Source organism: Psychrobacter alimentarius, assembly GCF_001606025.1.
GTDB classification, from domain to species: Bacteria; Pseudomonadota; Gammaproteobacteria; order Pseudomonadales; family Moraxellaceae; genus Psychrobacter; species Psychrobacter alimentarius.
The window spans coordinates 880,330-904,507 of sequence record NZ_CP014945.1; the positions used below are offsets into that span (position 1 = coordinate 880,330).

Annotated in this window: 22 protein-coding genes; 19 read left to right on the plus strand and 3 right to left on the minus strand. The window is 43.4% G+C overall.

Annotation, left to right across the window (positions count from 1 at the left end; translation table 11 throughout):
* Positions 1 to 67 precede the first annotated feature (67 nt).
* The 8 genes from pilW to A3K91_RS03820 all read left to right on the plus strand — a co-directional run bounded on the left by pilW (position 68) and on the right by A3K91_RS03820 (position 10,606).
* On the plus strand, positions 68 to 1,003 hold the full coding sequence (gene pilW / locus A3K91_RS03785; protein WP_228139901.1) for a type IV pilus biogenesis/stability protein PilW: 936 nt from the start codon (positions 68 to 70) through the stop codon (positions 1,001 to 1,003).
* Positions 1,000 to 1,812, plus strand: coding sequence for a helix-turn-helix domain-containing protein (locus A3K91_RS03790; RefSeq protein ID WP_062844067.1), 813 nt, complete (start codon positions 1,000 to 1,002; stop codon positions 1,810 to 1,812). The genes pilW and A3K91_RS03790 overlap by 4 nt, the downstream gene beginning before the upstream one ends.
* A gap of 86 nt (positions 1,813 to 1,898) precedes the next feature.
* Complete coding sequence (ispG, locus tag A3K91_RS03795; RefSeq protein ID WP_062844068.1) at positions 1,899 to 3,014, plus strand: flavodoxin-dependent (E)-4-hydroxy-3-methylbut-2-enyl-diphosphate synthase; 1,116 nt, start codon at positions 1,899 to 1,901, stop codon at positions 3,012 to 3,014.
* A 135-nt stretch (positions 3,015 to 3,149) separates the two neighbouring features.
* Positions 3,150 to 4,439, plus strand: coding sequence for a histidine--tRNA ligase (gene hisS / locus A3K91_RS03800; protein WP_062844069.1), 1,290 nt, complete (start codon positions 3,150 to 3,152; stop codon positions 4,437 to 4,439).
* A 95-nt stretch (positions 4,440 to 4,534) separates the two neighbouring features.
* Entirely contained in the window at positions 4,535 to 5,332 is a 798-nt protein-coding gene (locus A3K91_RS03805; RefSeq protein ID WP_062844070.1) for a YfgM family protein, read from the plus strand.
* Positions 5,333 to 5,417: 85 nt separating this feature from the next.
* A complete protein-coding gene (gene bamB, locus A3K91_RS03810) occupies positions 5,418 to 6,626 on the plus strand; it encodes an outer membrane protein assembly factor BamB (protein WP_062844071.1) in 1,209 nt (402 codons plus the stop codon).
* A gap of 445 nt (positions 6,627 to 7,071) precedes the next feature.
* Positions 7,072 to 8,493, plus strand: a complete 1,422-nt coding sequence (gene der, locus A3K91_RS03815) for a ribosome biogenesis GTPase Der (protein WP_062844072.1) — start codon at positions 7,072 to 7,074, stop codon at positions 8,491 to 8,493.
* A gap of 190 nt (positions 8,494 to 8,683) precedes the next feature.
* Positions 8,684 to 10,606, plus strand: a complete 1,923-nt coding sequence (locus A3K91_RS03820; RefSeq protein WP_062844073.1) for a sensor histidine kinase — start codon at positions 8,684 to 8,686, stop codon at positions 10,604 to 10,606.
* 96 nt (positions 10,607 to 10,702) lie between these two features.
* Here the strand turns inward: A3K91_RS03820 and A3K91_RS03825 are convergent, their stop codons facing one another.
* Entirely contained in the window at positions 10,703 to 11,869 is a 1,167-nt protein-coding gene (locus A3K91_RS03825; RefSeq protein ID WP_062844074.1) for a D-alanyl-D-alanine carboxypeptidase family protein, read from the minus strand.
* A gap of 569 nt (positions 11,870 to 12,438) precedes the next feature.
* Positions 12,439 to 12,876: an MCR_0457 family protein gene (locus A3K91_RS03830; protein WP_062844075.1), complete on the minus strand. Its 438-nt coding sequence runs from the start codon at positions 12,874 to 12,876 to the stop codon at positions 12,439 to 12,441.
* A gap of 582 nt (positions 12,877 to 13,458) precedes the next feature.
* Between A3K91_RS03830 and surE the strand changes: the two genes are divergently transcribed.
* The 11 genes from surE to modB all read left to right on the plus strand — a co-directional run bounded on the left by surE (position 13,459) and on the right by modB (position 23,390).
* Positions 13,459 to 14,307 (plus strand): 5'/3'-nucleotidase SurE, encoded by an 849-nt coding sequence (surE, locus tag A3K91_RS03835; RefSeq protein WP_062844076.1) that lies wholly within the window; start codon positions 13,459 to 13,461, stop codon positions 14,305 to 14,307.
* Positions 14,308 to 14,479: 172 nt separating this feature from the next.
* On the plus strand, positions 14,480 to 15,304 hold the full coding sequence (locus tag A3K91_RS03840; RefSeq protein WP_062844077.1) for a LysM peptidoglycan-binding domain-containing M23 family metallopeptidase: 825 nt from the start codon (positions 14,480 to 14,482) through the stop codon (positions 15,302 to 15,304).
* A gap of 124 nt (positions 15,305 to 15,428) precedes the next feature.
* Positions 15,429 to 16,736, plus strand: a complete 1,308-nt coding sequence (locus A3K91_RS03845) for a lytic murein transglycosylase (protein WP_062844078.1) — start codon at positions 15,429 to 15,431, stop codon at positions 16,734 to 16,736.
* 395 nt (positions 16,737 to 17,131) lie between these two features.
* On the plus strand, positions 17,132 to 18,427 hold the full coding sequence (locus tag A3K91_RS03850; RefSeq protein ID WP_062844079.1) for a molybdopterin molybdotransferase MoeA: 1,296 nt from the start codon (positions 17,132 to 17,134) through the stop codon (positions 18,425 to 18,427).
* Between the two features lie 134 nt (positions 18,428 to 18,561).
* Positions 18,562 to 19,668 carry a GTP 3',8-cyclase MoaA gene (moaA, locus tag A3K91_RS03855; protein ID WP_062844080.1) on the plus strand — a complete coding sequence of 369 codons (1,107 nt, stop codon included), beginning with the start codon at positions 18,562 to 18,564 and terminating at the stop codon, positions 19,666 to 19,668.
* A 65-nt stretch (positions 19,669 to 19,733) separates the two neighbouring features.
* The gene (gene moaB, locus A3K91_RS03860; RefSeq protein WP_062844081.1) at positions 19,734 to 20,270 is read left to right on the plus strand and encodes a molybdenum cofactor biosynthesis protein B; all 537 of its coding nucleotides are present in this window, start codon (positions 19,734 to 19,736) and stop codon (positions 20,268 to 20,270) included.
* The gene (mobA, locus tag A3K91_RS03865; protein ID WP_228139902.1) at positions 20,257 to 20,991 is read left to right on the plus strand and encodes a molybdenum cofactor guanylyltransferase; all 735 of its coding nucleotides are present in this window, start codon (positions 20,257 to 20,259) and stop codon (positions 20,989 to 20,991) included. The genes moaB and mobA overlap by 14 nt, the downstream gene beginning before the upstream one ends.
* 6 nt (positions 20,992 to 20,997) lie before the next feature.
* A complete protein-coding gene (gene moaC / locus A3K91_RS03870) occupies positions 20,998 to 21,528 on the plus strand; it encodes a cyclic pyranopterin monophosphate synthase MoaC (RefSeq protein ID WP_062845849.1) in 531 nt (176 codons plus the stop codon).
* Positions 21,529 to 21,614: 86 nt separating this feature from the next.
* A complete protein-coding gene (locus tag A3K91_RS03875; protein ID WP_062844082.1) occupies positions 21,615 to 21,896 on the plus strand; it encodes a MoaD/ThiS family protein in 282 nt (93 codons plus the stop codon).
* Positions 21,897 to 22,039: 143 nt separating this feature from the next.
* The gene (locus tag A3K91_RS03880) at positions 22,040 to 22,531 is read left to right on the plus strand and encodes a molybdenum cofactor biosynthesis protein MoaE (protein WP_062844083.1); all 492 of its coding nucleotides are present in this window, start codon (positions 22,040 to 22,042) and stop codon (positions 22,529 to 22,531) included.
* Positions 22,532 to 22,682: 151 nt separating this feature from the next.
* Positions 22,683 to 23,390, plus strand: a complete 708-nt coding sequence (gene modB / locus A3K91_RS03885) for a molybdate ABC transporter permease subunit (protein ID WP_062844084.1) — start codon at positions 22,683 to 22,685, stop codon at positions 23,388 to 23,390.
* A 99-nt stretch (positions 23,391 to 23,489) separates the two neighbouring features.
* On the opposite strand, the gene A3K91_RS03890 is transcribed toward modB, so the two are convergent.
* A complete protein-coding gene (locus tag A3K91_RS03890; RefSeq protein ID WP_062844085.1) occupies positions 23,490 to 24,176 on the minus strand; it encodes a response regulator in 687 nt (228 codons plus the stop codon).
* Positions 24,177 to 24,178: the final 2 nt, after the last annotated feature.

Consider the following 24,178-nt stretch of genomic DNA (forward strand, 5'->3'; position numbering starts at 1 on the left):
GGCTAAATCTATTAAACTGATGCCTCGAGGATCGAACGCACTGAAGCGCAGTTTTATGATGGCGGCTATGATGACTTCTAAAAATTCTTGTCAGTTCAAATATCAAAAACCATTTTCTCAAGATTATAAAGCGTCACATATAGTGACAGTTCAAACAGCGTTGCCAAAGCGTATGGTACTGGCGACAACCCTAGCAGGACTGCTAATGGCTGGTTGCCAAAGTACGCCTACCAACGATTTGACTGGTAGTACCTCCTATCAAACGTCAACGCGTCCCAACGACAATCGTAACTTAGACAAACAAGAAATTGCCCGCGTACGTACCTCACTTGCCGCGCAATATATCCGAAAAAACGAGCTTGATACGGCACAGCAGCAGCTTGAAAAAGCCTTTGCTGCTGATAGCCGTTACGCGCCAGCCTATGATATGATGGGCGTTTTGCTGCAACAAGAGGGCAGCAGCATCAATCTTCAAAAAGCCGATCAATATTTTAAAAAAGCGATCATGCTTGATAAAGAGTTTGTGCAAGCCAACAATAATTACGGCGTTTATTTGTCACAGACCAAACGCTATCGTGAGGCTGCTTCGCAGTTTGAGATTGCAGGTGCGGCATTAGGATATGAAGGTCGTATTGGCGCTTTGGAAAACTTAGGGCGTACCTACCTTCAGCTGGGTGAGCGCGATGCTGCTGCTAAAGCTTTTTTACGTGCGCTTGATGGCAATCGAAATAGTATCATTGCTCATATCGAGCTGGTAGATTTATTGCTGGAGCAACAGCGTGTCCCACAAGCACAAAGGCTTTATGATGAAACATTGATATTGGTACAGGGGCAAGGTATTAGCCCGCGCTTGCTAATACAAGGCATCAAACTGGCTGCTGCGCAAAATAACATAAAAACCCGCCAGCAATTGGCACAGCAGCTTTTATCCGCTTATCCACTAAGTGATGAAGCAAAACAACTTAAGATTTGGCTTAATAATCCAGAGGCACCATGGAAATGACCACCCCATCATCAAACACTCAATCTAACGCTCAGGGATCATTTGGTGCTACGTTGCAGCAAGCCCGTAAAAATAAAAAAGTCAGTATAGATGAGGCAGCGGCTGAGCTATTTATTTTGAAGCGTCATTTGCAAGCTTTAGAGAATGAGAATTTCTCTGATTTGCCACAACCAGCGTTTGCGCGTGGTTTTGCCATCAATTATGCCAAATATCTGGGTTTGGATCCGATAAAGATCGCCAGTAGCTTCGATGCTGCTTATCCTAATGAACTGAAGGTGCAAGCGTCAAATAGTACAGACACACCGCTGCGTCCAATGGGTACATTACAGCGTGACACGCACAATCGTATTCGTTTCAATCCTTTACTGATTTTAGCGGTTATTGGGGTTATTGTATTAGCCGTATTTTTATTCCGTATGGTCAGTAATGCAAGTAAAGAACACAATGAAGAGCCTGTATCTACAGTCGAAGACATTTCAGCCAGCGAACAAGCGCAAGGTGCGGCGATCAGCAATACTAGTGGTATTGGCTCGTCGGGCTCGGCACTCAATTTGGGTGATGCCAATGCAAGCGAGGCTGCTTTAGTCGTCACCGTGACTGATACAGCCAACGTGACAATCACAGATGCCACTGGTAATGATCTTATGACAGATGCCCAAACCTCTGGTAGTTATAATTTGTCAGGTACGCCACCATTTAATGTGCAAATTGACAATATCGATAATGTCAGCTTAATGCTCAATCAAGAAACAGTGGCTTTGGACACTTATGCCACTGATAAAAAAGCCAGCTTTGAGCTCGCGCCTTAACGGTAGAGCTGTGATTGATAGCTATTAAAAGCTGCTATGAGTATGTTTTTTTCTTTGTTTTTTCGCTCCAAATAAAGGGTTAGTCTATGTCAACGTCAGCGCCTATTAACCGTCGTCTTACCAAAAAAATATATGTCGGTGATGTCGCGATTGGTGGTGATGCGCCGATTAGTGTACAAAGCATGACCAATACAGATACCTGTGATGTGGCAGCAACGGTCGCACAAATTGAGCGCTGCGTTGAAGCAGGTGCTGATTTGATGCGTGTATCGACGCCAACCATGGATTCTGTCAGAGCTTTTGGTGAAATTCGCAAATTGGTCAGCGTACCACTAATCGCCGATGTGCATTTCGATCATAAAATTGCATTGGCTGTTGCAGAAGCAGGGGCGGATTGTTTACGTATCAATCCAGGCAATATCGGTAGCGATGCCAAAGTACGTGAAGTGGTTGCGTGTGCCAAGCATTACAATATTCCTATTCGTATTGGCGTCAATGCAGGCTCGCTCGAAAAAGACATTCAGCGTAAATACACTGAGCCAACTGGCGAAGCGATGCTTGAATCAGCGATGCGTCATATTGATATATTAGAACGCTTGAATTTTGATCAATACAAAGTATCTGTCAAAGCCAGCAATGTGTTTTTGACCATGGATGCGTATCGCTTGATATCGGCAGAAATTGATAATCCACTACACTTGGGCGTCACAGAAGCAGGCGTATATCGTACAGGCGCTGTAAAGTCTGCGATTGCTCTTGGCGGTTTATTGTTAGATGGGATTGGTGATACCATTCGTATCTCGCTTGCCGCTGAGCCTGAAGAAGAAATCAAAATTGGCTTTGATATTTTAAAATCACTAAACATTCGCTCTAACGGTGTCAATTTCATTGCTTGCCCAAGCTGCTCACGTCAAGAGTTTGATGTGATCAAAGTCATGACTGCATTGGAGTCGCGCTTAGAAGACATTCGTGAGCCGCTGAATCTGTCTGTGATTGGCTGTAAGGTTAATGGTCCAGGCGAAGCCAAAGAAGCTGATATTGGTATCGTGGGAGCCGCGCCAAAATCATTGGTATATCGCATGGGCAATAAGAGCCATTTGATCGATACCAATAACTTGGTTGATGAGATAGAAGGCATGGTGCGAGCTCATGCAGAAGATTTGGCCAAAAAGCGCGAGAATGAGATTATACGAGTCAAATAGGTCGAGATACCGTATGGTGGCTGATAATAGCGCCGTAGTATTGACTCAGTACTGCATGAAAAATGATGCTCAGCTGTGAGCAAAAACAACAATAATAGAGACACTTGTTCGAAATTTTAAGGATATGACCGTACCATGATTAAAGCGATTAAAGGGTTTAATGATATTTTGCCAGAACAGTCTGCAAAGTGGCTGCATTTAGAGGCGATATTGGCGAATGTGCTTGGCAGATACGGTTATGAACATATTCGTTTGCCAATCGTTGAGCAAACAGACTTATTTGCCCGTGCTATTGGCGGCGCAACAGATATTGTTGAAAAAGAGATGTACAGCTTTACTGACAAGTCTGAGCCACCAACGCCATTGGCGTTGCGTCCTGAAGGAACGGCAGGGGCAGTACGCGCTGTTATCGAACACAACTTATTGCGTGGTGATACACCCAAATTGTGGTATATCGGTCCAATGTTCCGTTACGAGCGTCCACAAAAAGGGCGTTATCGTCAATTTCACCAGCTGGGTGTAGAGAGTTTCGGTAGTGCATTGCCCGACGCTGATGCTGAGCTGATTGCGATGACGCATTTGATGTGGCAAGAGCTGGGTCTACGAGATGAGATGCGTTTGCAACTCAACAGCTTAGGTGAGCTGGATGAGCGTCATGCATACCGCGAAGCGTTGGTTGCTTATTTGACGGATAAAAAAGATCAGCTTGATGAAGACAGTCAACGCCGCTTAACCACCAATCCACTCCGTATTTTAGACAGTAAAGAGGCGAGTACGCAGACAATCTTAGCAGATGCGCCAAAGCTTGCTGAGTTCTTAGGGGCAGAAAGTCTGGCACATTTTGAGCAAGTGCAAAGCTACTTAAGTGCGCTTGGTATTGAGTTTGATATCAACCCACACTTGGTACGCGGACTAGATTATTACAACAAAACAGTTTTTGAGTGGGTCACGGACAAACTTGGTAGCCAAGCTACTGTGTGTGCAGGCGGTCGTTATGATGGTCTGGTAGGACAATTAAAGTCTATAGGTACGGATGGCAGCAAGCCTGTTAAATCTGAGCCAGCGGTTGGCTTCGCCATGGGACTTGAGCGTTTATTACTGCTGATGGAAGCCGTAGCACCAATTACTGACGTGCCAGCTTGTGATGTTTTCGTGGTTGCTCATCCAGAAGTGTATAGCGCCGGTATTGGTTATGCGCAAGGCCTGCGTTATAGCCGTCCAGACATACGAGTCAAAATGGCAAGTGCGACAAGTCTAAAAGCGCAAATGAAAAAAGCCGATAAGTCAGGGGCTGCATTGACGGTTATTATCGCGCAACAAGAGCTCGATGATAATACCATCAGCATTAAAGACATGCAGACAGGTGAGCAAAAAACAGTTGCGCAAGATTGGCTTGTAAACAAAGACAATTTTTCTCGCAACTGAGTGTTCATTCATCGCGTCAACCGTCAATGCCAATATATTATTGGCGTTGACGTTCGCAGCAGCAACTTAATATCAATTTTATCAGGTAAATATGTATGGCTCTGACACCTAATTCGCCAAATGCAGACAATTCAATGCAAGCGTTAAAGCAATATGGCAGCTATATTGTCACTGCGATTCTATTGGCACTGGCCGCTTATTTTGGCTGGACCTATTGGCAGAATAACCATGCGCGGGTAGATACCGTGGCAGCGGATCACTATGCAGACATACAGCGACTAAACGAAGAGGTCAGTTTGGCCTCGCAAAACCCAGATTTAGAAGCAGAGGCACAAGACGCACTGACACAGAGTCGTACGCAACTTAATAAAGATATCGATGCGCTAGTGAGTAAGCATGGAGATTCTGTCTATGCTTGGCAGGCGCTAATGATTAAAGCTCGCCAACAAGTCGATAATGATGAGTTTGCAGAAGCAGGCGAGACACTCAAAAAAGCACTGACAATCGACTTGGGTGATGCAGGTTTAGAAGCAATCACGCGTTTGCGCTATGCAGCGACGTTGTTGGCCGCAGGTGATGCAGACGGTGCATTGACAGAAGCCAGTAAAGACATGCCAAGCTCGTTTGAGCCGAGTCAACAAGAATTACTGGGTGATATCTATTTGGCGCAAGCCAACAAAGACTCAGCCGTTAAATCGTACAATAATGCTTGGGAGCTGTTACGCAATCGTCAGGAAACGCGTGCAGTATTGGCGTTAAAGATGGAGAGTTTGGGGATTGTGCCTGAGCCTATCGATGAGCAAGCAAGCCTCATTCAAGAGTCAGCGGCACCAGAACAGCCATTGGTACAAGATGGCGCTGCACAAAATGCTGCTGCCGAGGTTACACCGTAATTGTATAGTAATGAGCGCTATTGACTAATAATAGCATTGGCGCTTTACTTAATTATTAATAATTTATTTGTAGTGAGAACCTATAATGACTCAATCTATTCGCTCTAGCAAAATATTTAAAGCCAAAACCCTCAAAACGACGGCTATGCATGTAGCAGTACTGGCAGTGATGAGCACTGCAGTGATTGGGTGTAATCGTGGCATCAAGCCGGTGGTCAATGAGCCAGTAAAATTGGTGCAAATTGCGCAACCTATCAGTGTTCTACAACCTGTGTTTAGCACTGATGTTGGTAATAAAAAAGCCAGCAAAAAAGATCCGCTAGACTTGCAAGTGGGTTATGCCAATGGACAGATCGTTACTGCTTCACGTGGCGGTGATTTAACAGGCTTTAACAGTGCAGGCGAACGTGTATGGTCAGTCCAAGCAGGCGACCAAATCACGGGCGGTGTGGCGCTAGACGCATTGAGTCAGACAGCAATTGTAAGTACGCGTAATGGTCAGATCATGGCGTTTGACAGCACGACTGGTGCTAAACGCTGGCAGCAGCAGTTGTCAGGCACAGTGTTAACGTCAGCACTTATCACCAATAACCGTGTGATTCTCTCTGCAAATGATGGCTTTTTGCATGGATTGTCGTTACAAACTGGCCAACCTGTATGGCAGTTTGCTACACAAGTACCTGCTATCAGTGTACGTGGTAGTGCGGCCCCAACGTTATTAGACAATAAAACGGCACTATTGGCGACTGCTGATGGTCGATTGCATGCGGTAACGACGGATAGTGGTCTGCCGCAGTGGTCAAGACGCGTCGGCGTTGGCACAGGTAGTAGCGAAGTCGAGCGTATGAGCGATGTCGATGGTACGCCTATCGTGGATAAAAACCAGTTATTTGCTGTCAGCTACAGTGGCCAGTTGCTCGGTATTGATTTGGCCTCGCGTCAAGTAATGTTCGTTAAAGAAATGGCGAGCTTAAAAGCGCTTGCGGTAAACAACCAACAAGTCATCGCGACAAGTTTGGATGGTAAAGTCGCGGCCTATGATAGAAACACGGGCGAGATGCTTTGGGAAAGTGAAGAGTTGGCGTACCGTCATCTAACCAACCCTGTGATGATTGGAAACTATATTGCCGTTGGTGATTTGGATGGGGTTGTTCATCTATTTGACCCAGCCAGTGGAAAAATCGTTAGCCGCGTAGAGACCAAAGGCGCTTTGAGTAGCTTGCAAGTACAAGGCAGTCGTTTGATGACACAAAGTACTTCAGGTCAAGTGGCTATTTGGCAGTTGGCGCGCTAAATTTTTTGGCCGGAAGTGAATCAATAAGTTTGTTTTGCTACCCTTAGAAAGCCAATTGATTGATGATAATATTGTGAAATGTAGATATAAACGCTGCTTGGTCAGCGTTTAGTGCTTTGTGTAAACTGCTTGTTTAAACGCAGGCTTTCGCGTACTCTATGCGACCGATACGCCGTAGGCGTGATTCATATATGGTAGGGTAGTCGATTCATTTTAAAACAACGCCACCTCAAGGGTAGGCCTTTTATTTTGGACTGAGTAGCGTGTTTATATATAATATAGACGGCCTATATACTATTTGCTAATCGCAATATAACCCACTATCATTTTTGCTATTGTTTTATTTTTATCATTCATTTTAATTTACGGTCAAGTACAGCATTGTCGCTACTGTTATCAGAGCCACTGTACCGTCCGTCATTGTGCCCTTCACTGAGAGTAACCCATGAGTATCAAGCCTGTGGTCGCCTTAATTGGTCGTCCAAACGTCGGTAAATCTACCTTATTTAATCAGTTCACAAAAAGTCGGCAGGCATTGGTTGCTGATTTGTCAGGACTGACTCGTGACCGTCAATACGGCGATGCTACTTATGAAGACAAATCCTTCATCGTGGTTGACACTGGTGGTATTGGTGAAGCAGATGACGGTAGTGGTAACATTGACGATTACATGTCTGAGCAATCCCATACAGCCATTCATGAAGCCGATATTATCGTGTTTGTCGTGGATGCCCGTGCTGGTATGATTGGTGCCGATGCCGAAATTGGTAAATTCTTACATACCCTTGGCAAACCTGTTTACGTCGTTGCCAACAAAGTTGATGGCGTACATGATGCCGCACCTGCTGAGTTCTATGCGTTAGGATTGGGCGAACCGTATCCAATGGCTGCCAGTCATGGACGCGGTGTTGGGAACTTGCTTGAAGTGTTGACCGCAGATATGCCTGCGCAAGAGAATATCGTAGAGCCTAGAGGTCTCAAGCTTGCCATCATTGGTCGTCCAAACGTTGGAAAGTCGACACTGGTCAACCGTCTATTGGGCGAAGACCGAGTGGTGGTTTTTGACATGCCTGGCACCACACGTGACAGTATCTATATTCCTTATCAGCGCGATGGTAAAGACTACGTACTGATCGATACAGCTGGCGTACGTCGCCGCGGAAAAATCGATGAAAAAGTAGAAAAGTTCTCGGTTATTAAAACATTACAAGCGATTGAAGACTCAAACGTGACCGTTATTGTGATTGATGCTCATGAGGGTATTGTCGATCAAGATTTGCATATGATTGGTTACGCACTGGATGCTGGTCGTGCCTTGGTAGTTGCGATCAATAAGTGGGATGGTCTGACGCAGGATCAAAGAGACTATATTAAAATTGAGATGGATCGCCGCTTCAACTTTATACCTTATGTGAAAGTGCATCTAATATCAGCGCTACATGGTACAGGCGTTGGCAACTTATATCCGTCTATCTTGCGCGCTTATAAATCTTCAATGTTTGAAGTATCAACCAATCGCTTGACCCAAATTTTACAAGATGCTGTTACAGCCAATCCGCCACCAACGGTAGCTGGTCGTCGCATCAAACTGCGCTACGCTCATATTGGTGGTCATAATCCACCTGTGATTGTGATCCATGGTAATCAAACCAGCGCGCTTCCTAAGAGCTATCAGCGTTACCTAGAGAACCAGTTCCGCCAAGTATTTAAGCTGGAAGGTACGCCGCTTAACGTTATCTTTAAGCAAAATGATAACCCTTACGCAACCAAAAGCGATACGCCAACCAAGGCCAAAACGCAGCAGCTGCGTCAACGTGAGCGCAATCGAGCGAAAAAATTCACTACCAAAGATAAAAAACCACGCTAATTAGTAGGTTTTTTAACGGTTTATTTACTTTATCGTGCCAAAGAGTACGGTAAAGTAAATAATACGCCCCTTTACTACCATAGTTTTGTCTGTCATGAGATAAACTAGGCAAATATCTACAAGTTTCGCTTATCACATCTCAAAAATACCTGTAATATACATAAAAGTTGTCTTGACTCAGTTGAGTGATATGAACAACCGTCCTTCCAAAACTATCTCTATACTTATCTGGCGCTCTGTCATCAAAGCCATCATCTTTGCGGTGTTGGCAGGCTTTTTGTTCTCTTTTATTTATGGTTTATTGCATCACTATAAAGAGAAGCGCCACAACATCCAGCAGTTTGCTACTTTATTAACCATAAGCGCTTCAACAGCTGATAGCGCAGATATTGTGGCGCAGCAAGTGACGTTTTTGTTAAACAGTGAACCCAGCATCAAAAGCATTTTATTTTATTCAACGCCTCAACCAATTGATGGGCTTAATCAATCCAGTGGCGATTGGAAAAATGCTTTATTTGCAGACACAGTCAGCTTCAACTACCCAGTGGTTAGTAACTACATCAGTAACGATAGAGCGCCTCGAGCGTCAGACGCCAGTCAGCGGTTAGATGCGGCTTTATCAAATCGAGGTATCTCATCAGCCGCCGATAACAGTGCCTTAGTGGGTTACATCAACATCACGTTGGATGTAGATAAAATGCGCTTATATTGGTTCCAAAATATAATACTATATTGGCTGATTGCTACTATACTGACTGTGCTTGGTGCCTTTTATATCCTGCGCAAACTCAATTGGCCGATTAGAGACATAGAGACACTGACTGACGCATGTGACATTGTTTTGAAGACCTCAGATCTTAAACAACTACCAACCATTTCTCAACAGTTCGATTTCCAAGAATTGCTACAGATCAAACAGACATTTATTAAGTTGTTTAGTCGCTTACAAAAATCGCGACAAGAGTATGAGGAGATTGCGGTTTTTGAGCAGCAACTACATAAAAAAGATATCTCTCTCGATGTGCAGCTTCATAACTTTCAAAGCATGATCACACATGAGTTAAAAACCTCACTGAATGCCATTGTGGGTGGCTTACAACTGTTAGACCATGAAACTCTAAATATAGAGCAAAAAGATGCTGTCCAAATTATTAGAAATGGTAGCGACAAGCTAGTACTATCGCTTGATCATATTATTCAGCTGAATCAAATACAAAGAGGTCAAATGAATGTCACTTTTAGTGAGTTCAAACCTCTACAGTTGCTAGCGGATCTATTGGCGACATTTGAACCTATTGCTCAAAAAAGAGGGCTTACATTAATCAGTCATATCCATCACATAGACTATAATTTAGAAGGTGACGCGGAGAAAATACAACAGATACTAGCCATCCTTCTTAGTAATGCCATTAAATTTACGCCAGCGGGACAAGTGATAATTACCTCACAATTGACCCATTTTGATAAAAGTAATCGTTGGCAAATCAGTGTCAAAGACACAGGCATTGGTATCGATAGCAATTATATTGACGATATTTTTAATCCATTTTTTCAGGTGGATTCTTCAAAGACTCGTCAATATGAAGGATCAGGGGTGGGCTTACCAGTCGTTAAGCAAATGGCACAACTTATGGACGCTACGATAGAAGTAGAGAGTACATTAGGGGTAGGTACGGAGTTTGTACTGACTGTAGCGATGCCCAGTCAGAGTCAGTCCCGACAGAAGCATTTTTTGGCTAAAAAGACCATTATTTACTACTACTCTCATGAGGTTGGCTCTTTAGGCAAAGAGCTAGAACGTTTGGGAGCTACGGTTATTTATCGTCAGCACGAACAACTGGTGCTAGAGGATATTAATATGAGAAAGGTTGATATGGTCATGTTTGCCGAAGGGGTCGCTCCCAGTAAAGCTGAGTTGTTGGCAAAAAAAATCCGTCAATCTGAAAGTGAGCATCGTGCGTTATTGATATATTGGTACCCTCAGCACCAAGCAAGACAATTAGACAGTTTTGAGCGCTTCTTAAAAGCAGCGGGCGTCGATTATTGTCAAAGCTCGACTTATAAGGATAAAGCATTGAGCGACTTGCTTAAGCGCTGGTTGGTATGGACATAAAAAAGACGCCCCTATGTTGGGCGTCTTTTTTATGAGATAAACTGTTTTATCAAATGAGTAATTTGCTAAACAGTTTTTAAATGAATAAGCATTCGCTTAAAGCAGATTTTTTATCCAGCGTACTACGTGTTCCCACGTGCGGCTCATAAAGCCTGATTGCTCGATATCACTCGTCGCTACGATAGGCACTGACGCCACTGCTTTGCCATCAATAACCGCCATCATCTTGCCAATTTCTTGACCTTTTTTGATTGGTGCTTCCAAGCTTTCAGGAATATCAACCACAGTGGTGATTTTATTCTTTTGTGTTTTGGTGGTTAGAATTTGTAAGCTGTCACCAGTTGCCAATTCCATTTCGTCTGCTTCACCAAACCATACTGGAATCTTGCTAACGAATTGTCCAGCAGGCGCTTTGGTGACTGTTGTAAAATGACCAAAACCCCAGTTAAGCAGCTCACGTGACTGATCGGCGCGAGCTTGTTGGCTTTCTGTGCCCATAATGACAGAAATGAGGCGCATACCGTCACGCTTACTTGAGGCAGCTAGGCAGTAGCCTGCAGCATCAGTATGGCCTGTTTTTAGACCATCAACCGTAGAGTCAGTGGCTAGTAGAGCATTACGGTTGCCTTGCGTGATACCGTTATAAGTGAATTCTTTTTCAGAATAAATGCTGTAATATTCACCGCTGTTTTTAATGATAGCGCGAGAAAGCTTTGCCAAATCTAAGGCAGATGCTTCGTGGCCTTCATCAGGCATGCCTGTCGAATTGACAAAATGCGAGTTGGTCATACCAATCTTTTCTGCTTGCTCATTCATTAATATAGCAAATGAGGCTTCGCTACCAGCGATATGTTCTGCCATTGCTTTTGAAGCATCATTACCAGATTGAATGATAATGCCGCGTAGCATATCGATGACACTGGCCGTTTTATTTACCGGTACGTACATGCAAGACTGACTGCTACTGCCACGGCACCAAGCATTTTTACTCATCAATACTTGGTCGTCTTCTTTGAGATCACCTGATGCTAAGCGTTGCTCAATGATATAACTGGTCATCATTTTTGTTAAAGACGCTGGCGGAAGTGACTCATTGGCGTTTTTCTGTGCCAAAATCTCGCCAGTATTGAAGTCCATTAATACATAAGCGGTATTATCCATCTCAGGTGGCTGAATGGCTGCGTTTGCCATCACTGCGCTCATAGAGATACTTACACCAACTACCAGTTGTATGAACTGGTTTTTTACACGCTTTACTGTCATATATCGTTACACCGCATCATGAAACCAAATGTATCTATCGCTTATGCATAACATTGACGCTCAGCCGTTATTTTAGACAACAAGAATTAATAATTCTGTTGCAAAATAAATTATGAGAGAGAGTAGTGATGATTAAGCGATAGACATAAAATTAACGCCTTATCTTAGCAAAATGCCAACCGATGGGGAATCAGTTAATGCAAAAAAAAGAACCAAATTAAAAACAAAGTCTAATAATTATCAAACGTTTACTCTTACTAAGAGTTTACCGTATTTTAATACGCAAAATCTGACAACCACAAAAAAGCCTGCTGTATTGTCCATTATTGAAAACGAACATACAGCAAGCTCTTGATTCAGTAAACTCAACAAACCAGTATCGAGTTTATTTGATCTATCGTATCACTTAGCGCTTAAAAATTCATAATGCCATTGTTTTATTGTCGTTGATTCTAGTAGGCATTATTCTTTAGAAGCGGGTCATGATACATTCTAAGAAGATATCTTAAGTGCGATACAGGTAAGCTCATCAAAACATATTCTTGATAAAGCTTACTTGTTACTTGTGGTTATTGATATTGAGCATCCGCTAAGTCTTCACACAATGCTTTATTCTCTTGCTTTGAGAATCCCATTGTCCAGCCACGAATACCTTGTAGAATTTGACGGTAATCTTGCTGAGTTGACAGATATTGGATAGCCGCTTTTGGGTCTTCTAAAGAGGGCATCAATTCATGAAGCTGAACATTGTAAGATTTGTAAAAACGCTGCTTCTGCTTACCGTTGAGCATCTGTGGACATATCTCTGAGAGCACTTGCATAACCGCAATTTCATGTTTGGTTATGTTGATACCAGACATGTCTAAGGGGATAGTTGTCGCAGGATTATTTGCGGCAAGAGAAGCTTGAGAAAACATGGCAACAGACGTTATCAGTCCTGCAAAACCAACTTTTGATGCGGTCTTTGCTATTACAGAAGCTATAGATAATATCGATTGATTTTTCATTCAGTATTACACTCACTTATCTTTATTTAATGGTCATATGTTAATGGGTAAAAAAACAAAAGTCACATAAAATATTGATTTATGTGTAGATATCTTGTGAGCCAGAGCCCTATTTTAGCAACATACCAGTAGCATATATGTCTACGTTACTTCAGTATAAAAGCAACTGTCCACATTGTTGTAGGTTATTGCCTATTGTAACGTTATACCTCGTCATTTCACTGCTATCAGCACACTATGGTCACCAAAAAAGCATTGTTGAGACTCAAAATATCAAAAAAACTCTAAATGCAGACAGGGTTCGTGTGAACCGACTATTCAGGTATAATTCGCTCTAATAGGGGTTTTGAAATGACCTTTTCGAGCAAATAGAAGGCTGTATTACAAGGTTTGTGCAATTGTTTTTTCTTAGATTTTGAGCTAACTTTACTGGTAGTAGCTGTTTTGACAAATCGGGTTAATGATTATTTATTAAAATCCGTAGAAGTCTACTACGGCTGCTTGCAGGTCAGATTATAGCAATTCTATGATGATAAAACTCAGAAGTGGACGAGCGGTCAACTATAAATATATTGAGTACAAATGAAATTTTTAATCAGTAATGATGATGGAGTGTACGCTCCAGGTTTATTGGCCTTATATCAGGCACTGTCTACTATCGGAGAGGTCGTGGTGGTCGCGCCAATGACGGAGCATAGTGGTTGTGCTAGTGCATTGAGTATTTCAATGCCATTACATACGCATCAGCTAGATTCAGGATTTATTGCTATTAATGGTTCACCTGCCGATTGTATTTATTTAGCATTGCATGAGTTATATCGTGATACACCATTTGATTGTGTGATTACAGGTATCAATTCAGGGGCCAATCTTGGTCAAGATGTATTATTTTCTGGTACGTTTGGCGCAGCGTTAACAGCGCAGCTTTTTGGGATACCAGCAATTGCAACTTCACTAGTGGGCGGTGGTAGTAAAGGAAGTCAGCAAGAAGAAGCCAGTCATTATCGAATAGCTGCCGATGAAATTGTTAAGTTGTTGGTAGAAACCTCGATATTGAGTGAGTGTAAAAATTTGCCCTATCACGTATTAAACGTTAATATTCCTGATGTTGGGCGCGTCGATGATATCAAAGGCCGAAAAATAACGTCTTTGGGTCACAGGAAAGTTGCACGTCCTGTACATCCCTTGATTGACCCACGCGGGCGAGATGCTTATTGGTTGTCTTTACGTAAAGCCCCACCTGAAGTGCTCGCAGACAGTGAAAATGTATCACTATCTGCTAAAGATGAGCTAGACCAAAAAGATCAGTCATTTGCTATACCATTGACAGATGATGAAGCGGTGGCAGAAGGTTACATTAGTTTGTCGCCCGTACGCCTACATCATACGCCAAGTGCCGCTTTGGATAGACTTTCGGCATTGGCTTTGTAGATAGACGATATCAGATATGTACAGCCTTATTGATAGCGAACGCTGAGAAAGGGTACCGGCTATAAAATTATCATGGTGGTACTTACTCAATACTAAACGGTATAACAGTTAACAAATGCTTTTTGAGTCACACAAGGCATTTGTGAGCAACACAAAGAATAGGAAATTTTGTATGAAAAAGCTTATGGCGGGATCGCGCTTTGCAACAGCGGCATTGATTGGTACGATGACAGTGGCGACGCTTGCGATGGTGGGCTGTGCTACAAAACCTACTTACCAAGCAGCCAACCAAGCTGGGCCTAAAATCATCACCAATGCTCAAGGCGTTCCCAATTATCATCGCGTACAACGTGGTGATACGGTCAGTCAGATTGCCGAGCGTTATCGCCTCAGTTATCGTCAAATTGGCGCAATGAATGGTCTAGACAGTAAGTATACGATTTATAGTGGGCAATGGCTCAAGCTATGGGAAGGAAATCAAGCAGCAGGTAACAACCCTCGTAACAACAATAGCTACAATACCGCTACGCCGACTGTCTCACAACCAGCTTATACCTATACGCCACCCGCTACGAACGTGCCTACAAATAATTCATCAAGTCCTGCCTATGAGGTAACTGCGAACTCAACCTCAGGTTATGAGTATCCAAGTCGCAATCAGGTGACTCGCAACTTTGACGCAGCAGCTGGCAATATGGGTATGTGGTTTGCTGGTAATGTTGGTGATCCTGTGCTTGCCAGTCAAGCTGGCACTGTGCTTTACTCAGGTAGTGGTCTGCCAGAATATGGCAATCTCATTATGATTCGCCATAGCGATAATTATATCACGGCGTATGCTCATAACAGCCAACTACTGGTTAAAGAAGGGGATACGGTACAACAAGGTCAGCGTATTGCCAATATGGGTAACAGTGGTCAAACCAATCAAGTAGGATTGGAATTTCAAGTACGCTTAAATGGCAATCCTATTGACCCGCGTGCAGTATTAGGGCGTTAAGTTCAACCTGATATTTTGAATGGCTTGGTTGATTTGGCAACGTATTTAAAACGGGTTGATGTTAACGTTTTTGATGATGTTGCTTTATTTGAGTCAGTTTACTTATTCACACCTGAGAATTTTTATGATTATAAAAAAGCATTATGTCGCTCTTTTTCCTGCCCTAGTGATGGTCGGGTGTACGAGCCAACAGGCCATGCAGAAACAAAGCAAACCTGTACGCCAGGGCAATGTTGAGATCACACAGACTCAAACCATTCAGGTAAAACCAACGCCACGTCCAGTCGTTGTCAAGCCTCAGCCCGTTGCCAAGCCAAGCTACAACAGCTTTTCTGATTGGAAGTCAGACTTCTCAATGCGAGCAATCTCGTCAGGCCATGATGCTGCGACAGTTCGTCGTCTTTTAGATTCTGCGTATTTGAATCAACAGGTTATCTCGTTGGACTCAGGACAGCCAGAATTCTCTAAAATGCCTTGGGAATATGTGGACTCTGCTGTATCAGACGGTCGAGTAAGTACAGGTAAACGAAAATTTGCTGAGCAACGTGCGTTTTTGTCGCAGTTAGAGTCACAGTATGGCGTCAATGCAGAAATTGTCGCGGCAATATGGGGTATGGAGTCCTCTTATGGAGCAGTGACGGGTAACAGCAGTATACCAAGCTCTCTTGCCAGTCTTGCCTATGATGGTCGTCGTCAAGAGTTTGCCGAAACTCAATTATTATCATTGGCAACCTTGTTACAGCGTGGCGATGTATCTTGGTCGCAGCTTGATGGTTCTTGGGCAGGCGGTATGGGGCAAACACAGTTTATTCCTGATACATGGCTCAAACAGGGCGTAGATGGCGATAACAATGGACATCGTAACCCTTGGGCAACATCAGATGCTTTAGCGTCTACCGCAAACTATCTTAGTAATTCAGGATGGGTTCGTGGCTTAGCGCCATTTTATGAAGTTACGGTTCCTGCCTCATTTGATTACTCAGTGGTGGGCACTAAACAGCCAGCAGCAAGATGGGCGGCCATGGGTGTGGACACCATAGCGGATGTCTATTTGGATGCCAACACACAGATGGAGTTGTGGCTACCGGCTGGCAAGGATGGCCCAGTATTACTACTCAGCCCAAACTTCGATGTGATTAAGGTTTACAATAATTCTTCAAGTTATGCGTTAGGAGTTAGCTTGCTTGGTAAAGCGCTTGCTGGACAAAGTGGATTGCGAACCGCTTGGCCGCGTTATGAGCGTCCATTATCGACTGCTCAAGTGCGCAATTTACAGCAGCGTTTGACCAGCTCAGGCTATGATACTAAAGGTGCTGATGGGATTGTTGGTACGAATACTCGTAAGGCATTTCAGCGCTGGCAGGCAGACAATGGTCAAACGCCAGACGGTTTTATCACGCAGCGTAGTGCCTCTTCATTAGCCTCATGGTGAAGTAGATTGATATCATGGCTGGTTGAACAGCTTTGTTTTTAAAAGTTAGAATTGTCATCAAGGCTCAATGATTACTATAAAAATTGTGGCCTCGTAGCGACAACAAAAAAGCACCTTATTCGGGTGCTTTTTTGCTTTACTCTATAACCACTTTTTGGGCATTTATTAAAATTGCCAAAATAACCGTGTCGAGATGTGCTTAAACTAGAAATGTGCTTAAACTGATTAGAGTAAAAGTAGATGCGTGAATGGTTATGCCAATTTCAAAAGACGATTATCCCTGTCAAACGCTAAAGACAGTATTGGTACAAGAAAGTTTGATCTGTGAATGCTACACTCTAAACAAGATGATTTTGATAAATTGATAATGAGAATAACTAGAAGAGTATACCTTTATGATTACCATGGAAGCATTACAATCTGCGATAAAGCAGCGCATAGAGAACTATAATAATAATGACTTTCCGTTACACGTTAGAGCGACCAACACCTGCGAGCTATTGAACAGCTGTAATCAAGTGCTGGCTCAAGATATTGTCTCGCCGTTTGATGTACCAAGACAAAATGTGTCTGCCATGGATGGTTATGCGATTAGTCAAGGTAGCGAGCTTACTCAAGACAGCTCGATCGACATTATTGGCGAATCACAAGCGGGCTGTGCGTACACCGGTCATCTCACAGCGGGTCAAGGGGTTCGTATTTTTACGGGCGCTGTTGTACCAGACAGTTGTGATACCGTGATTATGCAAGAGAATACCAACTTTGCAGAAATCAGAGACACAATCGATAAGTCACAACCTTATGCCATAACACTCAAACAAACGGCTCAGACTGATAGCAATATTCGTAAACAGGGCGAAGAGATTGAGTCGGGTGAAGCCGTGTTAGCGGTAGGCAAACGTATCAATCCTGCTGATATCAGCTTACTTGCCAACTTGGGTGTCAGTGAAGTCCGTGTTTTTCAGCCACTGGTAGTAGGTGTTTTGGCGACTGGTGATGAGCTCGTTGCTATTGGCAAAGAGCTGACAAGCTTGGCACAAATATACAACTCTAACACCCCAACTCTTAAGAGCTTACTGTCAGATATACCTATCAGTATTCGCGATTACGGCATTATTCCTGATGATTTGGCGCAGACAACGGCTGCTGTAAATACAGCCATGCAAGACTGTGATGTCTTGATATCCACAGCTGGGGTATCGGTTGGCGACTATGATTTTTTGACCAATGTCATTGAAGCACTGGGCCAAATCAATCACTATAAAGTAGCAATGAAACCAGGTAAGCCGTTTGTATTTGGCGAATTGAATCAAGGGCTTGATAAACCTGTACTGTATTTTGGATTGCCAGGTAATCCTTTGTCTACGGTCGTTGGCGCACTACAGTTTGTCATACCGGCACTGTGGCAGATGTCAGGAGCAGGCGTGGCAGAGCAGCCTATGGTACTGAATGTAAAAGCGACGCTGACCAATGATGTCAAAAAATCGCCTGGCCGCAAAGACTTTCAGCGCGGTTTTTTGTCTCAAAATGAAGCAGGCGATTATCAAGTTGAGTGTTTTTCGGGTCAACAATCTCATAGAATCAAGCAGCTCAGCCGTGCCAATTGTTTTGTTGTTTTAGATAAAGACAGTGGCAGTGTTTCAGCAAATAATATGGTGACTGTACAACCTTTTCCATGGCTGTATCGCTAATTCATCGGTTGCTAATTTGCTATAAGATGACTACAGAAAAACTGAGGAAAAATAGAAAATCAGCCTTACAATGGTAAGCTAAACGCGAATAATAAAGCAGTGTTGCCAATCAGCACTGCTAATGGCAATAAAATATGAGTGATAATAGCGTCAAATTAGACAGTACCCAGTGGTATTCGCCTACCTCAGTGTCTGCTGTAGATACGGTTGAGACTTATCAATCGTTGTCTATAATGGCACCTACCGATCAGGCAGTCGAATCCTATGAGCCTTTGACTGATGGGTTTTCTCGTCGTTTGACTTATTTGCGTCTATCCATCACGGACTTTTGTAACTTTCGCTGTGAGTACTGCTTGCCAAATGGTTATCAAGGCAAACGTCCTGATGATGAGTTGAGTGTGCCGGAGATTGCCACATTAATTCGCGGATTTGCCCAAGTCGGCACCAAAAAGGTCAGAATTACGGGTGGTGAACCTTCTATCCGCCGTGACATTGTTGATATTATTAAAACGGTCAAACAAACCAAAGGTATAGAAACCGTTGCTATGACGAGCAATGGTTATAAGCTTGGTAAGCATTTGGCCAGTTGGCAAGCCGCGGGATTGGATCAGCTAAACATCAGCATGGACAGTTTTGACGCGGCGACCTTTCATAAGATGACGGGTTTTAATACGTTGCCACAACTCCTTGCAGATATGGATGAGCTGTTAGAAACCACAGATATCAAACTTAAAATCAATAGTATTTTGATGGCGGAAACTGCCTTTGAAAATCTATTGCAAGCCATTGATTATGTCAAAGACAGAGCGGTCACTTATCGTTTTATCGAATTTATGCAGACAAGCGATAATAGTGATTTGTTCTTTGCGCAGCACGCTCAGTCTGACACCATTATCGATTATTTATTGGCGCATGGCTGGCAGCCAAATGAGCGAGGCCATTCCGATGGGCCAGCAGTCGAATATAGTCATCCAGATTATGTCGGTCGTATCGGTATGATTGCGCCCTATGCTGCGCATTTTTGCGACACTTGTAACCGTTTGCGGGTGAGTAGCCAAGGTAAGGTGCATTTGTGCTTATTTGACCAAGGCAATTATGATATTCGCCCGCATCTACAGCAGGATGATGTCGCAGGATTGGTCAATACTTTGCACAGCTTTATGCCGATTAAACCTGAGCATCATCACCTACATGACGCTAATAGTGGAATTATGCACAATCTGTCAATCATTGGTGGTTAGGTTGGTTCAAGATCACTAATAACTGTCTCTTTTTTACTGAACAAGCACTTTATAAAGGAAACTCTATGAGCAAGCCCGCTGCACAATTTACGCCATTAAATATCGCTGTATTGACCGTATCTGACAGTCGCACACTCGCGGAGGATACATCGGGACAGTATTTGGCAGATAGCTTGAACGAAGCGGGGCACCATTTAGCAGACCGTCAGCTGATTACGGATGATATTTATCAAATAAGGGCCGTTATTAGTGGCTGGATTGCTGATCCAAACGTTCATGCAGTGATAACCACGGGCGGCACAGGATTTTTTATCAGAGACAGCATGCCAGAAGCGGTGCAAGTGCTGTTTGATAAATCCATTGATGGCTTTGGCGAAATGTTTCGTTTAATCTCAAAAGATGAGATTGGTATGTCAACCGTACAGTCGCGTGCAGTGGCTGGCATGGCAAATGGCACGGGTATTTTTTGTTTACCAGGTTCGTCTGGTGCTTGTCGTACTGGCTGGGAAAATATCCTAAAAGAGCAGTTCGACAGCCGCACGCGTCCTTGTAATTTTGTACCGCACTTTATGGCACAAAACCCCAGTCATGACCATGACTAACTATTCAAACTTTCAAGATAACTTGGCAGGCGTGGTTATTTTAGCAGGCGGTGCATCTATACGAATGGGCACACCCAAAGCGACGCTGACATTACCAACGAATGAGCAGCTGCTCGATTATCATGTCCGCCATTCGTTAAATTTACATGTGCCTGTAATGATTGCAGACAATGAACGTGGTCTTGAGGTCGACTCAGTACTAATGGACAATGAATCACAGCCGCCTATTATCCATATTGCTGATTATGAAGTTGTTAAGAACAATAAAAAAAGTAAGACGGGCGGGGCACTGGTTGCGATTGAATCGGCATTGCAAACACTGATCACTTTAAATAGCTCAGCTGCCTTAGAAAACAAGTTACTATTGCAATCGTCGTGGTTGCTGGTGATCAGCTGTGATAGCTTAATACCCGCGACGGAGTTATGGCAGAATTTACAGTCCTTGATAGATAATGCTAGGGATAAAAAAGTCATTTGCTTAGCGGATGAGAATCATTTGTACCCATTGTTGGGCATTTACCGAGTCAGTATTGAGCCTGACTTAAAGGCTTATGTTGATAGTGGTGAGCGTAGAGTCATGTCATTTATTAATCCCGTTGTCCAGACGGTGCAATTTTTGAAACAGTGGCAGCCTTTAACCAATTTTAATACGCCCGCAGAGTTTATGCATGCCTGCGAGGCTTTGAGAAATATAAATACAGCGTTATCAAGAGAAATATAAATGAATATGGACAGTCAGACAAATAATCCTCAAGAAGCTAGCCATCAGGAAGTCAGGCAATCGACTTTATCTCATTTAGACAGTGATGGTGACATCACTATGGTCGATGTCAGTGGTAAAACTGCCACGACGCGAGAGGCTACTGCGGTCGGTCAAGTGCGATTTCCAAGTGTGATATATCAGCAAATCAAAGCGGCTGATGGGATGACCAAAAAAGGAAGTATCACTCAAACCGCGCACATTGCGGGAATTATGGCTGCTAAGCGTACGTATGACTTGATACCGCTTTGCCACCCATTGCCACTCGATAAGATTGGCTTAACCTTTGATTATGATGATGCGCTTGATAGCATCATTGTCAGTGGTACGGTAAAAGTTACGCATAAGACAGGGGTTGAAATGGAAGCGTTGACGGCTGTCAGCGTTGCTTGTTTGACCATTTATGATATGACCAAAGCCTTGTCGCACGATATTGTGATCGATAATGTTCGCCTTATCAATAAGACAGGCGGCAAATCAGATTACAACCACGCTTAAAGCAACCGTACTTAAAACCGTAAGACTTAAAGCCAAATGCTGTCGTCATTTAGAATCGACTATAGATATTTAGAAGGGAAGGATTTATGAGTAATACTGCCGTGGCAAGTTCTGCTGATGCGACAATGGATATTAACGTTCTGTATTTCGCGAGCCTAGCGGACGAAGCCAATTGTCAACAAGAAACGGTCACCGTACAGCAATCGACGTCACTGATTGAATTGTATGAGCATCTGTGCCAAAAGCATCGTTTTAGTCGTCCACAGTCAGAACTGCGAGTTGCCATTAATGATTATTTTGCAAAATGGACAGATTCTATCTCTGATGGGGATAATGTGGTATTTATCACCCCAGTGGCTGGTGGGTAGTTTTTGACAACATTAGCATCAAAAAAATTATAAGAAGATAGCCTTATGCTACTGCGGAAAATTTGTCCTAGTAGTAGGGTGCTTATAGAGTGAATCAATAAAAAAAGCTTTATGTTTAATATAACGGCAAGTAGAGATAAGAGATGACAGACAACGTTCATAGCCATTCCATGACCATCAAGCGCAGTGTGGATGAGGTTTATCAGATTGCTGAACGTGATGGTTTTGCGCTATTAGACACGGCCATTGACGAAGATCGCCTCAAAAACACCCTTGATGATGATAGTTGTGGTGCGTTTGTGTGCTTTGAGGGTCGCGTGCGCAATCATAATAATGCTGAGAGTGTTGAGCGTTTGACTTACTATGGTTATGAAGATTTGGCACTCAATCAAGGTCGCGCGATCATAGAGGAAGCCAAAAAGCGTTTTGAGATTACGCATGCCATTGCGATACACCGTATCGGTGCTTTAGAGATTGGTGATGTGGCAGTATGGGTTGGGGTGGTTTCTGCGCATCGTTATCCGGCATTTGATGCGTGCCGCTGGATATTGGATACCATCAAGGCAGATATCCCCGTTTGGAAACAAGAGTATTATGAGGGAGACTCCTCGAAATGGCTTAGCAACAATGGCTAAGTCATCACAGCTAAGCAGACTAAGCAGAAATGGGCTGCATTTACGGTTTATGACGGCAGTTTAAGTAGCCGCTGCATCTGGTACGATCCGTTTTCTAAGACAAACCTTCACCTATAATAATACCTCTACCAATGAGACGAGCAGTGACATTATGATAGATCAGTCGCTTATGTCAGACATGCTGAGTCCATTTTGGGTAAGCATTAAGCTTGCCAGCATTACTACTCTGTGTTTATTACTGTTTGCGACCCCTGTGGCGTATTGGCTGGCTAAACCCAGTCGTAATCAAGGAGTGGCACGTTTTAAAGTTCTACTCATGGGTGTCATTGCTATGCCACTCGTATTGCCGCCGACTGTCATCGGGTTTTATCTTTTACTATTACTCAGCCCGAATATGGGTATTGGTCAGTGGCTAAGCGAACATAACATCAGCTCATTGATCTTTACTTTTGAAGGTCTTGTCATCGGCTCAATTATTTACTCACTGCCTTTTTATATTCAACCTGTATACGCTCAGTTTTTGCGTATTCCACGCAATGTCATGGACGTGGCCTATTTACTCGAACCTAGCGCTCTAAAGCGTTTTATCAGAGTGGTTTTACCACAGGCACGCACAGGTATTGTGCTTGGGAGCTTGATTAGCTTTGCTCATACGATTGGTGAGTTTGGTGTGGTGTTGATGATCGGCGGCAGTATCTCAGGGGAGACCAAAGTGGTATCGATTGCGATATATGAGCAAGTCGAGGCGCTTAATTATGAAGCCGCGCACATGATGTCAGGTGTTCTTATCATCGTTGGCATTATTATGGTGGTTTTGATTGCGAGTGTCAGCCGCATGAGTCAGCGTTCGTTAAGATAACGTGATGAGAAATAGGGACAGCAATCCTTTTATTTTAGACGTCATTAAGACCATAGTTTTTGTGATATCACGTCATCAAGATATCAAAGTATCAAGAAATTAGGGCTTTGGAATATGAAGCTTATAACCCACACCAATTTCGGTTAAAAAATAATTTGGCCTAGAGGGGTTGTCTTCGAGTTTTTGCCGTAAGTTGGACATAAATATCCGCACATAGTGCTCTTGGTGATTGTGACCTTTGCCCCATACTTCTGTCAGTAGCTGCTGATGTGTCATGACTTTTTCAGCATTTTTGATCAATACTGTCAGTAGCCGATATTCGATCGGGGTGAGATGAATGTTGTCACCATTTTTACTGACTTGTCTTTGCGCCAAGTCAATACTGACGTTGCCGAGTGTCAACTCAACGGACGTCTCATATCCTACTTGCCAGCGCCGCATGTGAGCGTTTACTCTAGCGATCAGCTCGCCCATGCTAAAGGGTTTTACCAGATAATCGTCTGCGCCCAGATTCAATGCTTTGATTTTATCTTGCTCATCACTGCGCGCCGACAATACCAATATAGGAAGCGATGACCAAGTTCGAATATCCAAGATTACGTCGCAACCATCTGCATCGGGTAAGCCCAAATCTAATATAAGCAAGTCCGGACGCCGAGAGGCCGCTTCTATCAACCCTCTGTTTGAGCTGTCTGCTGTGAAGACTTGATAGCCTTCTTGCTCCATAGCAGATTTTATAAATCGGGTAATATGAGCTTCGTCTTCGATAATTAGAATGGTCTTCATAG